Below are 15,690 nucleotides of genomic sequence, written 5' to 3'. Positions count from 1 at the left end.
CCCTTATTGATCCCAATTGAACGCGCCTTCCGGGCGCGGCGCAAGCGGCCAGCGCGAAGCGGTCTCCCGCCCCGGTCACCCAAGCCATGAGATAACGCGGGTGAGTGCCGATTTATTCCCGGTCGGGGTGAAATCTTATTGTTCTTGCTTGCCTTTATCCGTTTTCCCGCGCCGCCCGCGTCAAAAGCCGCTGATAAAACAGGCCGATGCCGATCAGCACGGCGCCAAGGCCGATGAACGACAGCGCCCTCAGCACGCCTTCCAACTCCGACATGTCGAAGATGAAGACCTTCAGCACGGCGATCGCGATCAGCGCGGCCGAGGCGACGCGCAGCACCTGCGATTTCAGCCAGACACCGGCTGTGAGCAGCGCAACGCCTATCACCAGCCAAAGCGCCGAATATGTATAGGTTTCCAGTTGGCCGAGACCGCTCCACAAGCCGATGAACTCGCCCTTGAACAGGCGCCTCACCGACAGCGTGGCATAGGCGAAGGCAAGCACGGCAGCCACCACAGCCAACATCTGCGCATACCATTTCGGCCGCTTGTCCCTGGTGTAGAGCGCCAGTCCCCCGGCGGCGATCGCCGGCAGGAGATAGGCGAGGAACAACAGGTTGAACACCGGGATGCGGCCTGTCGATTCGTCTGTCAACAGCGGATTCAGCACGACGAAGTGCCTGACAACGATGAAGGCGACCGAGGCCACACCGGCGGCCATCGAACCATAGCGGAGCACCGAGCTTGGCGAGCGCATGTCGATGGCGACCAGGATGGCGCCGGCACCGATGGCGATCAGGGTGTAGATCGACTGTTCGGCGAGCGTCATGGCACCCGTGTCGATGACGCCGCCGTGCATGGCGTGGCGCACCAGCATAGCGAGCGTGAGCAGCGCAAACAGCGCCGCAGCCGCCTCCATGGCAAGGCGCGGCCGGCCATTCGTGGTGCGCGCAAGCTGCCAGGCGGCAAAGCCGAAGGCCAGCGCCGGCACGCCGTAGCCGGGCAACAGCCAGTTGAAGACCGGTGTCCTCGACAGGAACGCGGCGCCGACAATGGTCGGGTCGAAAGCGACGCGGCCAAGCACCGCGATCACAGCGCCGACCGAAATCCAGCCGAGCACCGGATAGGCGCGCCAGCGCGTGGCCAGCGCTGGCACGATGGCCGTCGCACCGAGCAGGATGGTGGTCCAGCCGGAATCGAAAGCCATATGCATGAGCAGGAGCCCGGCGATGGCCGCGCCACCCAGGGCAAACGACACCGCGACACCGCCCTTGAGCGGCGGCTCCTCGGCCCGCGCGATCCACTCGCCGCCGGCGGTGAAAATGACGACCAGCAGTGCCGTTGCGGCGGCGTAGACAAGGTCACGGTCGAGATTGCCCAAGGTGAACCAGAGCGCCAGCAGGATGACCAGCGGGACGATGACGCCCCACGCTGCCCATGAGGCCGCGCGGATCTGCGTGCCGGCGGCGAACCGGCGCGCGGCCCAGAAGCCGGCGCCGATGAAGACCAGGCCGAGCACGATGCCGATGCGCAAGGTCAGCACGTTGGACGTGGCCACCGGCAGTCCGTCGACGCCCAAGGCGCCGCTGGAAAAATCGGAAGCGATGGAGGTTGGCGGGATGATGCCGAGATAGATCAGCACCGTGACCAGTCCCGCGGCATAGAGGAGCGGCAGCGCCAGCGGACGATAAAGCGCCACCCCCACCATCGCGGCGATCACCACAGCGCCCGGCAAGGCGTAGCCGGCGGCAGCGAAGGCCGGGTCGACCGACAGGCCCAGCGCCGAGAATGCGACGAACAGGCCAGGCACGATGGACGGCCAGTCGAAAGCCCTGGCTGGTCCAGGTTCGTCGTCACGGCGAGCGAGCCAGACAAGGACGAGCACGGCCAGCGTGACGGCGTCGATGAACAGGATGGCAGAGAGGTTCGCCCCCGGCGCATCGGTCATATAGAGGATGGTCCAGACACCGGTGCCGAAAAAGGCGGCCGCCATCAGTAATTTCCAGTCCCGCATGCGGGCGATGACGCCGGTGGCGGCGAGCACGATCGCGAGGTAGCCGAACAGCGCCCAGGGATTGGGTGCCTGCGAGGCGACCAGCACCGGCGTCACCATGGCGCCTACCAAGCCGATGCCGGCCAGCGCCTGACCATGGACCAGGGCTGCCGCGATCGTTGCCACGCCGATGACGCCGAGCAGCGTGAAGGCGAGTGCCGGGCCGATGAAGCCGTAAATGCCATGCGCGGCATAGACGGTGCCGAACAGGATGAAGGCACCGGCAGCAGTCAGGATCGCTGGAATATAAGCGCCGGCGGCCCCTTGCACCGGCACCTTGAAGCCGGTGCGCCGGATGAACTCGCCGCCGGCGACCAGCACCAGGCCGAGCACGCCGGCCATGGCCAGCCGCACGCCGGGACCGAAAATGCCGGCCTCGATGGTGTAGCGGATCAGGAACAGGCCGCCCAGCGCCAGTGCGATGCCGCCAACCCAGACCGCCCAGCGGGTTCCGAGCGCGGTTTCGACGTCAGATTGGCGGGCGGCTTTCGCGGCTGCGGGAAGCTCCGCGGGATCCACCGCCTTCGGGGCCGGTTCTGCAGCGGTCCACGGCCCGGAGACGATCTCGCCGGTCGAGTCTTCCGTGTCCGTGGCTGGCGCCGGGACGGTGACCGCTGCGCTTACCTCCGGCGGAACGATATCGGCCGCGGCCGCTACGGCCGGAGCCATATCGGCGGGCACGTTGTCGGCCACCGCCTGTTCGGACGGCCTGGCCGCAGGCGGCACGGCTCCCGAGAGCACAAGGCTGCGCAGTGCGCCAAGCTCGCGCTCGACAAGGCCGATGCGGCTCTGCTGGCGCGAAATGATGACGAACAAGGCGATGATGGCGACAAGGCCGATCAGGCTTTCAAACATGGCGGTTCCCCCAAACCAGGCCAGTTTTCACTGACATTCGTCTTACTGACATTCAAATGCGGCGGCCAAACGGCCAGAAAATCCAAGCTCGGAAAACTCAATGCGCCGCCAGTCAACGCGCCGCCAGATTGGCGGCCGGAAAGATCGAGCATGTTTCGGTGCCGAAAGCCAGCAGCTTGCCGCCGGCATCCTTCAGCGTCGCTTCCGACACCGCCAACGTGCGGCCCTTGTGAACAACCCTGCCCTCGCACACCACCTCGCCGGTCTTCGGCGTGATGGGACGCGTCAAATTCACCTTGAACTCCGCCGTGGTATAGGCCTCGCCCTTTTCGAGCAGCGTCTGCACGGCACAGGCCAGTGCCGAATCGAGCAGCGTCGCCGCCCAGCCGCCATGCACGCTGCCCAGCGGATTGAGATGGCGCTCGCTCGGCATGCCCCGAAAGACAGCGCGCCCTTCCGAGACTTCGGTGAGAGTGAAATTCAGCTGGAAGGAAATCGGCGGCGCCGGATACTTGCCGTCGACGATGCGCTGCAGCAATTCCAAACCGGTGTATTTCAGGATGTCGGCGTGCGGAATGGTGCCGAGGCCGAGCGGTGAGACCCGGCCAGGATAAAGTTCGACCTCGCTCATGTGATGATTTCTCTGGCTGCGTCTTCGCCAGCTATGGCCTTGCCGCGCGCGTGATGTTTGCGCAAGGCGGCGAGGAAGCCGGTACGAGCGTCCGGCGGCTCGATGCCGCGCGGCTCATAGACGTGACGGTTGAAGAAGAAGCCGGTGAGCCGGAAGGCGTCGTCGACATCAGCCGCATCGGCGCGCAGGCCGGAGCCGCGCTGCAGGAAGGCCGGCAGAGCCAGCATCTTGTCGCGCCACGGCAAACCGGCTTCGCGCGATACCGCACGTCCCGACTTCGGTGAGACATAGGCCAGGTCCTGTCGCGTGCCGGTGGCGGCGCATTGGCTGAGATCGAGGCCGAAGCCGAGTTCGTCCAGCACCAGAAGCTCGAAGCGCGCCACCAGTTCGCCGGCAACGTCGGCGTCGTCGAGATGGACGATCATCACGGCAAGCGTTTCGTAGAGACCTTCATGCGCGTCGCGCTCGGGCAGCAGGCGCAGATGCGCGGCCATGGTCTGCAATCCGTAGACGGCGACGGCACTGTCCATCAACCGGGCCGCGTTCATCTCGATCGCCTCGGCCTGGAACGTGCCGAGATGTTCATCAAGCCGCGCACGCCACAACAGGTCCACGCGATTGCCGGGCTGGAGCACGGGCTGCTGCTTGCGCGAACGGCCGCCGCGAACAAGGCCGAGATGACGGCCATGCGCTCGCGTCAACACCTCGAGAATGGCGCTGGTTTCGCCATGCTTGCGGGTGCCGAGAATGATTCCCTCGTCGCGCCATTCCATTTCAGGAGCTTTTCACCGATCGGGTGGCGAAATCAAGGTATGGGCTTGGCCCCCGGGTAACTCTCATGCCAATGCATAAAAAACCGCCCGCAGCGATGTGCTGCGGGCGGGCTGGTGAGGTCAGTCGATCCGTTAGAAATTGCGCTGGAAGCGAACGATGCCGCCGACGCTGCTCTTCTTGTCGGCCTTCGTCCAGTTGTTGAAGTCCAAGTCGTCGAATTTTCCTGCATTGAGGTAATCGACTTCAGTCGTGATCGTAAAGCCGGGCACAATGGTATAGGCCACGTTGGCCGCGACGCCGAGGTTCTTCCAGTCGTCATAGGAGACCTGGGCGTTGAACGAGGTCTTGTCGTTGAACTTGTAGGTGCCGCCGCCCCAGATCGCCCAGTTTCCGCCCCATGGCTTGTATTGGGTACGGCCTGTGCCGAAGTCGTTGATGTTGTCGTTGGTGCCGTAGCCGCCCATGACGAACAGCGTCAGTTCCTTGCTGACGTTGACGTCCAAACGGACCTTGCCGGACACTTCCTCATAATTGCTGTCATAGGCCACGACGCCGGTGATCGCACCCCAGTCGCCCTTGTACTTCAAACCGCCGACGACATGCGGAACATAGCTGTCGATCGTGTTGACGCCGGTGCCTTCTTCGAGCGAGACCACGCCCGTGAAGCCGCTGCCTGCGTCGAAGTAGTAGCTGATGAGATTGGTATCCTTGACACCATACGGGATGAGCGTGTCCTGGATGACGTTGCCGGCATAGCCGATGAACTGGTCGTATACCGTTTCATCCTTACCGACGCGCAGGCCACCGAGCTGGATCCAGGCGAAGTTGAGGGTAGTGGCCTTGTTGCCGGCCTGCCAGCCGGTGCCGTCACCGGTATAGTCGCCGGAAGAGTTGCCGAACTGGAAGCGGGTCTCGGTGAAGGTCTTCAATGTGCCGAGCTCGGTTTCCTGGCCGGTATAAGTCCTCAGCGTGAAGCGCATGTTCTTGTAGTAGGTGTCGTTCCTAGAGCCGTCCATGTGATCGGCAACGTTATTGGCGCCATCCAGCGCGCCGGAATCGCCGACGCCCATGTCGTAGCGGAGGTAGCCGCCGATGCGCAGGCAGGTCTCGGTGCCCGGAATGTAGAAGTAACCGGCGCCGTAGACGTCGCAGATCTTGACGTATTCGGCCGGTTCCGGTTCGGCGACGACGACAGCGTCGGCGGCGCGCGCGCCGCTGACCGCGATCAGGGCCGCGGCTGAGCCGAGAAGGAGGCTCTTGATGTTCATTTTCTGACCTCTCCAGTCATAGTTATAAATGGCTTCGGATTTGTGGCTGGCGGCAATGTTTTCCCGCCTCACCCCCACAACGAAAAAGGCTCACACCGCTCGCCCTTTTCAGCGGCGAACATACCCATCGATCATCTGCCTTCAATGACGATTTCCGGAATAATGACAATTCCCCAAACAGATTAATGCCGTGTTGCACAAATAACACTTGATAATCCGACAAGCGGCACAAATGGCACAATGTCATTTATTAAATATATATACGGATACTTTCGCGGCTAACTATACTGATAACGTGTTATATTTCCAATATTGCCGCATAATACGCAAAGTATACCTCAATTCCGTCGAAATTTATCCGATTATTGCCGCCTCCCCTTCTGTTGCCAGATAACGCCCATCTGCAAATCCCGCTCTGATACCGAGGCGAAAAGCGGGATGACGCTTCCAAGGGTGTCTGCCCCCTCCAAGGCGGTCGAAACTTCCTGGAGTGCCGTCGTGTCGCCGATTGTGACAGCAGCCAGCCGTTGAAAAACGATTCCTCCGTGACGCCCTCTCAGTCGACCTGAACGACGCAGGCGATGCGCTCCCCCCCCGCCTCGATCAGGCGGGTGGGCACGCATAGGTCCGGGAAAGCATCGCCTCGGCCAGAATGTCCCTGGTCGCGCCATACGGGGGCGGATGGATCGGCGACAGGATCAGGATCTGGTGGGCGAGAGCGCCTTGAACGTTTGGCGCCTCACCCCCGCCGCGCGTGATCGGCAAGCACCTCATCGATCACATGACGGGATTTTTCAACCTCGACAGGGTTGACGTCGATCTGTCCAGCTACCGTGATCAGCGCCTTCCAAAGCGTCCAGCCACGACCACGCGCCCACATCGCCTCATCGGCTGGAAGGCCGGCGCGAAACGCCTCCCGGCTTTTGCCTTCAAACAATGTCCAGGCAATCGCCAGATCGCAGGCGGGATCGCCAACGCCGGAGGTTCCGAAGTCGATCACCGCGCCCAACCGGCCTTGCCTGACCAGCAGGTTTCCCCAACTGACGTCGCCGTGGAACCAGACCGGCGCACCGTGCCATGGCGCGGCAAGTGCTGCCTCCCACACCGCGCGGGCTGCGACCGTATCGATCTTGCCGTCGAGGGCTGCAATCGCTTGCCGGGTTTCGCCATCGTAGACGCTGAGTGCTCCGCCGCGAAAGAAGTTGTGTTGTCCCGGCGCCGGTCCGCCAGTGGCATCGATACGCTGCAGGGCGACCAGGAACGCGGCCAGGTCGGTCGCAAATTGTGGCAGGCTGGCAATCCGCTCGCGCTTTGCCGTCTCGCCTTCGATCCAGCGGTAGACGGACCAGTGCCAAGGATAGTTTTCGGCCGGAACTCCCATCGCCAGCGGCACCGGAATCGGCAGCGGCAACAGAGGCGCCAGCCTCGGCAGCCAGCGATGTTCCTTTTCCACTTGCAGGAAATAGGCCGCGGCGCTTGGCAGCCGCACGGTCATCTCGTCGCCGAGATGAAAGGTCCTGTTGTCCCATCCGCCAAATTCGACCGGCCTGACCGCAAGATCTTTCCACCAGGGGAATTGCGTGGCCACCAACCGGCGGACCAAAGCTGTGTCAATCGGAGGCTTGTTGTCCATCGAGCCTAGCGCGGAAACTCGAGCCCCATCTCGCGATAGCGCTCAGGGTCGTCGCCCCAGTTCTCGCGCACCTTGACGAACAGGAACAGGTGCACCTTCTGTTCGAGGATGCCCGCTATCTCCATGCGTGCCGCCTGGCCGATGGCGCGAATTGTCTCGCCCTTGTGGCCAAGAACGATCTTCTTCTGGCTGTCGCGCTCGACATAGATGGTCTGGTCGATGCGCACCGAGCCATCCGGCTTCTCTTCCCATTTCTCGGTTTCGATATGCGAGGAATAGGGCAGTTCCTGATGCAGCCTTAGATACAGCTTCTCGCGCGTGATCTCGGCCGCGAGCTGGCGCATCGGCAGGTCCGAGATCTGGTCTTCCGGATAGTACCAGGGGCCGACCGGTAGAGCCTCGGCCAGATAATCGAGCACGTCCTTGCAGCCGGAGCCGGTCAGCGCCGATACCATGAAGGTACGCTTGAACGGCACCCTTTCGTTCGCTGCCGCCGACAGAGCCAGCAGCGCTTCGTGCTTGACGCGGTCGACCTTGTTGAGGATCAGCACCATCGGCTGGCGCACATCCTTCAGCCGTTCGAGGATGGCGTCGGCGTCGCCCCTGATGCCGCGTTCGGCATCGATCAAAAGCAGCACGATGTCGGCGTCCTTGGCCCCGCCCCAGGCGGTGGTCACCATCGCCGTGTCGAGCCTCCGCTTCGGCTTGAAGATGCCGGGCGTGTCGACAAAAACGATCTGCGCATTGTCATGCGTGGCGATGCCGCGCACGATGGCGCGGGTCGTCTGCACCTTGTGGGTGACGATCGACACCTTGGCGCCCACCAATTGGTTGACCAGCGTCGACTTGCCCGCATTGGGCGCGCCGATCAGCGCGACAAAACCGGAATGCGTGGCGGCGGCTGCGGTCGCCGGCTCTTCGGTAGCGGTCATGCCGCACTCCCTTCACTGGAGGGTCGCGCGCCCTCCGATTTTTGGGCCGATGTGGTGGCCCAGACGCCCTCGCGCACAAGAAATGCCGAAGCCGCCGCTTCTTCGGCAACCCTGCGGGAGCCGCCAGTGCCGCTTATCGGCGCAAAACCTCGGACCTGCAAGGACACGGTGAAGACGGGCTGGTGGTCCGGGCCTTCGCGTTTTTCGATCACATATTCGGGTCTGATATCGCTGGTCTTGGCAATCCATTCCTGCAGATCGGATTTCGGATTGAGCGGCTTTGTAATCACCGTATGCGAGCGCGGTTCCCAGTAGCGCAGGACAAACCGCCGCGCGGCCTCGATGCCACCGTCAACGTAAACCGCCGCGATCAGGGCCTCGACCGCATCCGCCAGATAGTTTCCGCCCGAGCCACGCGACCGCATCTTCAAGGCAGAATCGGCGCGGACCAGGTCCTCCAGCTGCATTTCGATGCCGATCTCGGAGCATGTCCGTGCATCGACCAGCGCATTGAAGCGCGGCGCGATTTCACCTTCCGGCGCATCGGGAAATTTTTCGAAAAGCATATCGGCGACGACAAGCCCGAGCACGCGGTCGCCGAGAAATTCAAGACGCTGGTTGTTGGTGGCGGCCTTGACCGCACTGGAATGCGTCAAGGCGGTCTCGAGCAAGCGGATATCCTTGAAGACGTGGCCGGTCTTGGCTTTTACCAAACCGGCCAGAGTTTCGCCTGTCGGACGCTTCAAAGCCATCAATTGACGAAGTGGAACAGGCGCGAAGCGCGCATCAGCGACGGCCATTTCCAGATTTCGAGAGGGCTCGCCTTGCCAGCGATCGAGAAGAAAACAAGATTGGCGCGGCCAACCAGATTTTCCGCGGGAACGTAGCCGACGGTGAAACGGCTGTCGGCGGAATTGTCCCGGTTGTCGCCCATCATGAAATAGTGGCCGGGCGGCACATCGAATTCGCGGGTGTTGTCGCCGATCGAGTTCGAATTCAGGTCGAGCGTGTCGTAGCTGACGCCGTTGGGCAAGGTCTCACGATAGACATCGATCGGGCGCGATTCCTCGGTGATGTCGGGATTGTCGATCTGGCCTGTTTTCACGCGCGGCACGCCGACGCCGTTGATGAACAGCTGGCCGTCCTTGACCTGGATCTTGTCACCCGGCAGGCCGACAACGCGCTTGATGTAGTCGACGGACGGATCAGGCGGGAACTTGAACACCGCCACGTCGCCACGCTTCGGCTCGGCGCCCCAGATGCGGCCCGAAAAGATGTCGGGGCCGAAAGGCAGCGAGTACCGCGAATAGCCATAGGACCATTTGGTGACGAACAGATAGTCGCCTTCAAGAAGCGTCGGCCGCATTGATCCCGACGGGATCGAAAAAGGCTGGAACAGCAGCGTGCGGATGACCAGGGCGAGCAAAAGCGCCTGGACGATGACGCTGACGGTCTCGCCAAGCCCGCCGGATTTCTTCTCGGATTTTTCAGCCACGCTCATGTCGTCCTCGATTGTGCGTTGGATGGTATAGAGTCTCGGCGCGCGCTGGGCAACGTCAATGCCGGTCGTCAGAGGCAATCAATGTGGCGCTTCTTCGACGGGCAGCGCCTCGATGATCACAAAGGCTTGAGCGAGCGGGAAATCATCCGTGATGGTGAGGTGGATTGCCGCCCGATGGCCGTTTGGCAGGATCTTGTCCAGCCTGGCCTGCGCTCCTCCCGTCAGAGCCATGGTCGGCGCGCCACTGGGCAGGTTGACGACACCCATGTCGCGCCAGAACACGCCCTGCGCCATACCGGTGCCCAGCGCCTTGGCGCAGGCCTCCTTGGCGGCGAAGCGTTTGGCATAAGAGGCCGCGCGGGCGCCTCGATTGTCCGAACGCGCCTGTTCGACCTCGGTGTAGATTCTCTGGATGAAGCGCTGGCCGTGACGCTCCAGCGATTTCTCGATGCGTCTGATGTCGATCAGGTCGCTGCCGATGCCGATGATCATCGCGCGGTGGAACCGATGCTTGCGCCGGGATGGGACGATTGCGCATGCCGGCTTGCGCGCTCGGCCAGACGTTTGCGCCGCTGTTCGCGGAAAGCGTTCATGCCCCAGCGCGTGAGGGCGTAGAACAGCAGCCCGAAGGCGAGCCCGAGCGGAACCGCGCCTATCAGCATCGGTTCAAGGACCGGTTTCCACAATTGCGCGAAGGAGAGGTTGTGCAACATCTCGCCCAGATGTGCCGGCGGCCCATGCGTCGGCAAGCGGTCATGCAGGATGAGCTTGCCCGTTTCCCACGACGCCCCCCATAGCAACGGGAAGGTCAGGGGGTTGCCGAAAAAAACCGCGCCGAGAGCGGCCGCCACCAGATTGCCGGCGATCACCCAGCACAGGAGGGCAGCGATGATGAAATGGAAACCGACGGGAAAGAATGAAGCGAAGACCCCCGCTGCAACGCCGGCCGCCACCGCATGCGGTGTGGCCTTCAGCCGCAGGATGCGCTTGGAAAAATACTGAAGCGAGCGCGAAAATGAGCGGCGCGGCCAAAGGTAGGTACGCACCCGCTCATAAAGGCCATCAGGCTTGCGGCGTCGAAAAAGCACTCTGTTCCCGTTCCACGGCTCCCGCAACGGCACCTTAGCCGGGCGTGGTAGCCACATCTTGCGCTTGACGATCACCCAATGGCAATCGCAAGCATGATATAACGACGCGCTGACAGAAGAACAACCAAGCACCGTCTGTCCGATGCGCACTCGTCGCCGCCCCTCGGGGTGGTTCATGCTTCGAACATTGGACAATCGCGGCGAATTTAAGGAAAACTGGCAGTCGCTTTTTCGAAGAGCACCAGCGCTACGGCAGGTATTCGCTGACCTCGACCAGATTGCCGTCCGGGTCGCGGAAATAGACCGACATCATCGGACCGCGGGCCCCGATACGCTCGACCGGACCGAGTTCCACCGCCACACCATTGGCCGCGAGCCGGGCACGGACCTCATCCAGTGGCCCGTCCGTGACCAGGCAGAAATCGCTCGAGCCCGGAGCCGGCGACTTCGCCTTCGGCTCGAAAGTGCGGCCGACCTCATGCACATTGATCTTATGGATACCGAAAGCCAGCGCCGTCGGCCGATCCGCCGCGTCGATGCGCTCAAAACCCAGCACGCGCTGGTAAAACTCACAGGTCACTTCCAGCGAAGCGACCGTCAGCACGAAATGATCGATGCCGGTGATCATTTCCAATTTGTCTTCACGCATGTCGCTTTCCCCAAAACCGCCGCACACTGTTGGGCGAAAAAAATGCCCCGTCAGATGTTGCGGCTGCCGGGCTTGATCGCCGGGATGGCGGCAAGCTCCGGCGGCAGCCGGTCGGCCGGATAGGCCGGGACCTCATACTCGGCCAGCGCGATGAGCGGCACACCGACATCGGTCTTGCCAGCCGAACGGTCGATGATGCAGGCCGCGGCCACTACCTCGGCGCCAAGATCGCGCAGGCACTCGATGGTCTCTCGGATCGACAGGCCAGTGGTGACGATGTCCTCGACGATGACGACACGCGAACCCCTGGCGATCTCGAAGCGGCGCAAGCGGAACTCGCCGCCTTCCCGCTCGACCCAGATCGCCGGCACGCGGAGATGGCGCGAGGTCTCGTAGGCTGGGATCAGCCCGCCGATCGCCGGGCCGACGACATAGTCGATCTTGCCGGGCACGCCTGCGCGGATTTTCTCCGCCAGCGCCTTGCACAGTAGCTCGGTCTTGTCGGCATGCATGAACACGCGCGCCTTCTGCAGGAAGACCGGACTGCGCAGGCCCGAGGTCAAAATGAAATGCCCTTCCAGAACAGCACCCGCCTCGCGGAAAATGCCCAGCACTTCATCGGTGTTCATTTCTGCCTCTTTTTGATTGACCATGACTTTGTCCGAAACCGGAGCATGATCTAGCCATTGACGCGTCTTGCGTCGCTGACGCTCGAATTGTCCTTGAGCTGCGACAGCAGCCGGTTGAGGTGCTTGAGATCCCAGACTTCGAGATCGATCAGCATTTCGGTGAAGTCGGGCGCAGTGCGCACCATCGACAGCGTATGGATATTGGCGTCGTTCGAGGCAACCACCTGCGCTATATCGGCGAGTGACCCCGGCGCGTTGATGGCGGTGACCGAGACACGCGCCGGAAAGCGTTCCTTGGTGCGCTCATCGATGTCCCAGCGCACGTCGATCCAGCGCTCGGGCTGGTCATCGAACGCCTGCAGCGCCGGCGACTGGATCGGATAGATGGTGATGCCGGTGCCCGGCTGGACGATGCCGACGATGCGATCGCCAGGCACTGCCCCTTCCGGCGCGAAACGCACCGGCAGATCGCCGCGCACGCCGCGAATCGGCACGGCGCCATCGCGTGGCTGGTCCTTGTCCTTGCGCGCGGCACGACCCGGAATCTGGAACAACATGCCGGCGGCATTGCGGATCTTCGACCAGCCCTCCTCGCGCGGCTTGGGGACGGCCGTAGTGACGCGCTCATCCTTGTAGTCGGGGAATACCGCCTTCATGACGTCGGTGGAGGCGAGCTCGCCGCGCCCGACGGAGGCCAGCACATCCTCGATGTCCTTGCGCGCCAGCCTGTGCAGCACCTGCTTCAGGCTCTCCTTGGTGAAGGTCTTGCCGGCACGCTCGAAGGCGCGTTCCAGGATGCGGATGCCGAGACCCGAATATTGCTTGCGGATGGCGTTCTTGGTGGCACGGCGGATGGCCGAGCGCGCCTTGCCGGTGACGACGACCGATTCCCATGCCGCCGGCGGCACCTGCGCCTTGGAGCGGATGATCTCGACCTCATCGCCGTTCTTCAGCTCCGTCATCAGCGGCATGATGCGGCCGTTGACCTTGGCACCGACGCAGGTGTCGCCGACATCGGTGTGCACCGCATAGGCGAAATCGATCGGCGTCGCGCCGCGCGGCAGCGCAATCAGCATGCCTTTCGGGGTGAAGCAGAACACCTGGTCCTGGAACAGCTCCAGCTTGGTATTTTCGAGGAAATCCTCGGGATTGTCGCCCTCGGCAAGCTGCTCGATGGTGCGCCGCAGCCAGGCGTAGGCGTTGGTTTCCTTCGAAATCGCGTGGGCGGCGCCATTCGTCTTGCCGCCGGTGTCCTTGTAGATCGAATGGGCAGCGACGCCGTATTCGGCGATTTTGTTCATCTCTCGGGTGCGGATTTGCAGCTCGACACGCTGGCGCGACGGGCCGACGATGGTGGTGTGGATCGACCGATAATCGTTCTGCTTCGGCGTCGAGATGTAGTCCTTGAAGCGGCCCGGCACCATCGACCACGCGGTGTGGATGGCGCCAAGCGCCCTGTAACAATCCTCGACCGTGTCGACGACGACGCGGAAGCCGAAAATATCCGAGAGCTGCTCGAAGGACAGCGCCTTGGCCTCCATCTTGCGGAACACCGACCACGGCTTCTTCTGCCGGCTCTTCACGCCGGCGTTGATCGCATGCTTCTCGAACAGCGTGGACAGCGCCTTTTCGATGTCCGTCAGCACGCCCTTGTTGCGCTCGAAGATTTCGGCAAGCCGTGCGGTGACGGCGCGATAGGCTTCCGGATTGATGAAGCGGAAGGCGATCTCTTCCAGCTCCTCGCGCATGCCTTGCATGCCCATGCGGCCGGCCAGCGGCGCGTAGATATCCATCGTCTCCTCGGCGATGCGCAGGCGCTTGGCCTCCGGCATGTGGTCGAGGGTGCGCATATTGTGCAGGCGGTCGGCGAGCTTGACCAGCAGCACGCGGACATCTTCTGAAATCGCCAGCAGAAGCTTTCTCAGGTTTTCCGCCTGCTCGGCCTTCTTCGAGACGAGATCGAGCTTCTTCAGCTTGGTCAGGCCCTCGACCAGCTTGCCCATTTCGGGGCCGAACAGATCGTCGATCTCGGCCCGTGTGGCGGTCGTGTCCTCGATCGTGTCGTGCAGCAGGGCGACCGCGATCGTCGCCTCGTCCATATGCATCTCGGTGAGGATGGCGGCGACTTCGAGCGGGTGCGAGAAATACGGGTCGCCGGAAGCGCGCTTCTGGTGGCCATGCTTCTGCATGGCATAGACATAGGCCTTGTTGAGCAACGCCTCGTTGACGTCAGGCTTGTAGCGCTGGACGCGCTCGACAAGCTCATACTGACGCATCATGGGCGGGATCTCGCAGCGGTGAAATGAATCATGCGCCGCACTGCTGTACGGCGCATGTCATAGATAGCCACGAAACTGCCAGGACGGAAGTGCCGGATGCTTGATCCAGGCTCTTAGTAGTCGTCGCTTTTTTCCGGTGGCACCAGACCCTCGATGCCGGCCAGGAGATCTTCCTCGGTCATGCGGTCGAAGGTGATGTTCTCCTCGGCGTCATCGGCGTCGGTGGCAGCAACGGCGGTGCCGGTCTGATCGGCAATCGCCTCGCCATCGGCCTCGGGCTCGTCGACCTCGACATGCTTCTGCAGCGAATGGATCAGATCTTCCTTGAGGTCGTCGGGCGACAGCGTCTCATCGGCGATCTCGCGCAGCGCCACGACCGGGTTCTTGTCGTTGTCACGCGGCACGGTGATCGGCGCGCCCTGGCTGATCTGCCGGGCACGGTGGCCGGCAAGCAGCACCAGTTCGAAGCGGTTGTCGACCTTGTCGATGCAATCTTCAACGGTTACGCGGGCCATGGATTGCCCCTTTCATGCGATGGATTTGATGGAAAACAGGCGCGGTCCATAACCCGAACGCCGCCAAAATACAAGCATCATGGACAATGGCCGGGCTGCAGGGCGCCCAATCCTTCGTTCAAACACCCGATTCGGCAAAAACTGGCTGTGCTTATGTGTTCGGTGTCCCGATCACAATTGCTTGCAGTGCCGCACGCGCCCTTGGATTGCCGTGAATCTGGCGCTATCTCGGATGCGTAGAGGTCAGCCGGTTTATTATAAGCCTGACCGAACGTCGCTATCGCATTTCGTTTAGACGGCCGTTTATTTCGAGAAGGAATATTTTCCATGTTCGACCCTCGTGAAAAAATCGCCCTATTCATCGACGGCGCCAATCTTTATGCGACGTCGCGCGCGCTCGGCTTCGACATCGACTATCGCAAGCTCCTGTCGAGCTTCCAGAAACGTGGCTATCTCCTGCGCGCCTATTATTACACGGCGCTGGTCGAGGATCAGGAATACTCCTCGATCCGACCGCTGATCGACTGGCTCGACTATAACGGCTTCAAGGTGGTCACCAAGCCGGCCAAGGAATTCACCGACTCGACCGGCCGCCGCAAGATCAAGGGCAATATGGACATCGAGCTGACGGTCGATGCGCTGGAGCTCGCCGATGTCGTCGACCACTATGTCATCTTTTCCGGCGACGGCGATTTCCGCACGCTGGTCGAGGCGCTGCAGCGGCGCGGCCGCAAGGTGTCGATCGTCTCGACCATGGCCTCGCAGCCGCCGATGATCTCCGACGATCTGCGCCGCCAAGCCGACCATTTCATTGACCTGACGACCTTGAAGAACGACGTTGGCCGCGATCCGTCCGAGCGGCCGGTGCGCAGGCCCGAGCCGGCCG

15 protein-coding genes are annotated in these 15,690 nt (G+C 62.4%); 1 reads left to right on the top strand and 14 read right to left on the bottom strand.

The window, feature by feature from the left end:
* Positions 1-154 precede the first annotated feature (154 nt).
* The 14 genes from EN750_RS02305 to rpoZ all read right to left on the bottom strand — a co-directional run bounded on the left by EN750_RS02305 (position 155) and on the right by rpoZ (position 14,804).
* A complete protein-coding gene (locus EN750_RS02305; RefSeq protein ID WP_127395516.1) occupies positions 155-2,905 on the bottom strand; it encodes a DUF2339 domain-containing protein in 2,751 nt (916 codons plus the stop codon).
* 112 nt (positions 2,906-3,017) lie between these two features.
* Positions 3,018-3,536, bottom strand: a complete 519-nt coding sequence (locus EN750_RS02300) for a PaaI family thioesterase (RefSeq protein WP_027162667.1) — start codon at positions 3,534-3,536, stop codon at positions 3,018-3,020.
* On the bottom strand, positions 3,533-4,309 hold the full coding sequence (gene recO, locus EN750_RS02295; RefSeq protein WP_127321915.1) for a DNA repair protein RecO: 777 nt from the start codon (positions 4,307-4,309) through the stop codon (positions 3,533-3,535). Before recO ends, EN750_RS02300 begins: the two co-directional genes overlap by 4 nt.
* Before the next feature lie 132 nt (positions 4,310-4,441).
* The gene (locus tag EN750_RS02290) at positions 4,442-5,578 is read right to left on the bottom strand and encodes a porin (protein WP_127395515.1); all 1,137 of its coding nucleotides are present in this window, start codon (positions 5,576-5,578) and stop codon (positions 4,442-4,444) included.
* 739 nt (positions 5,579-6,317) lie between these two features.
* Entirely contained in the window at positions 6,318-7,211 is an 894-nt protein-coding gene (locus tag EN750_RS02285) for an aminoglycoside phosphotransferase family protein (protein WP_127395514.1), read from the bottom strand.
* A 5-nt stretch (positions 7,212-7,216) separates the two neighbouring features.
* Positions 7,217-8,143: a GTPase Era gene (gene era / locus EN750_RS02280; RefSeq protein WP_027038032.1), complete on the bottom strand. Its 927-nt coding sequence runs from the start codon at positions 8,141-8,143 to the stop codon at positions 7,217-7,219.
* Positions 8,140-8,895: a ribonuclease III gene (rnc, locus tag EN750_RS02275; RefSeq protein WP_127267164.1), complete on the bottom strand. Its 756-nt coding sequence runs from the start codon at positions 8,893-8,895 to the stop codon at positions 8,140-8,142. The genes era and rnc overlap by 4 nt, the downstream gene beginning before the upstream one ends.
* Positions 8,895-9,644, bottom strand: coding sequence for a signal peptidase I (lepB, locus tag EN750_RS02270; protein ID WP_127267160.1), 750 nt, complete (start codon positions 9,642-9,644; stop codon positions 8,895-8,897). The genes rnc and lepB overlap by 1 nt, the downstream gene beginning before the upstream one ends.
* Positions 9,645-9,722: 78 nt before the next feature.
* Positions 9,723-10,136: a holo-ACP synthase gene (gene acpS, locus EN750_RS02265; RefSeq protein ID WP_127267159.1), complete on the bottom strand. Its 414-nt coding sequence runs from the start codon at positions 10,134-10,136 to the stop codon at positions 9,723-9,725.
* Entirely contained in the window at positions 10,133-10,732 is a 600-nt protein-coding gene (locus EN750_RS02260; protein ID WP_127322859.1) for a DUF2062 domain-containing protein, read from the bottom strand. The genes acpS and EN750_RS02260 overlap by 4 nt, the downstream gene beginning before the upstream one ends.
* 247 nt (positions 10,733-10,979) lie before the next feature.
* On the bottom strand, positions 10,980-11,381 hold the full coding sequence (locus EN750_RS02255; RefSeq protein WP_127322856.1) for a VOC family protein: 402 nt from the start codon (positions 11,379-11,381) through the stop codon (positions 10,980-10,982).
* 50 nt (positions 11,382-11,431) lie between these two features.
* Positions 11,432-12,010 carry an orotate phosphoribosyltransferase gene (gene pyrE / locus EN750_RS02250; protein ID WP_127267157.1) on the bottom strand — a complete coding sequence of 193 codons (579 nt, stop codon included), beginning with the start codon at positions 12,008-12,010 and terminating at the stop codon, positions 11,432-11,434.
* Between the two features lie 50 nt (positions 12,011-12,060).
* A complete protein-coding gene (locus EN750_RS02245) occupies positions 12,061-14,289 on the bottom strand; it encodes a bifunctional (p)ppGpp synthetase/guanosine-3',5'-bis(diphosphate) 3'-pyrophosphohydrolase (RefSeq protein ID WP_023812864.1) in 2,229 nt (742 codons plus the stop codon).
* A gap of 113 nt (positions 14,290-14,402) precedes the next feature.
* Positions 14,403-14,804 (bottom strand): DNA-directed RNA polymerase subunit omega, encoded by a 402-nt coding sequence (gene rpoZ, locus EN750_RS02240; protein WP_013532591.1) that lies wholly within the window; start codon positions 14,802-14,804, stop codon positions 14,403-14,405.
* 327 nt (positions 14,805-15,131) lie between these two features.
* On the opposite strand from rpoZ, the gene EN750_RS02235 reads away from it, so the two are divergent.
* Positions 15,132-15,690, top strand: a 559-nt coding sequence (locus EN750_RS02235; protein ID WP_145967366.1) for an NYN domain-containing protein, incomplete at its 3' end; no start/stop codon positions are given.

The sequence above is a fragment of the Mesorhizobium sp. M7A.F.Ca.ET.027.03.2.1 genome, assembly GCF_003999175.1.
Lineage (GTDB): Bacteria > Pseudomonadota > Alphaproteobacteria > Rhizobiales > Rhizobiaceae > Mesorhizobium.
This window is presented reverse-complemented; position numbering and strand designations above follow the sequence as displayed.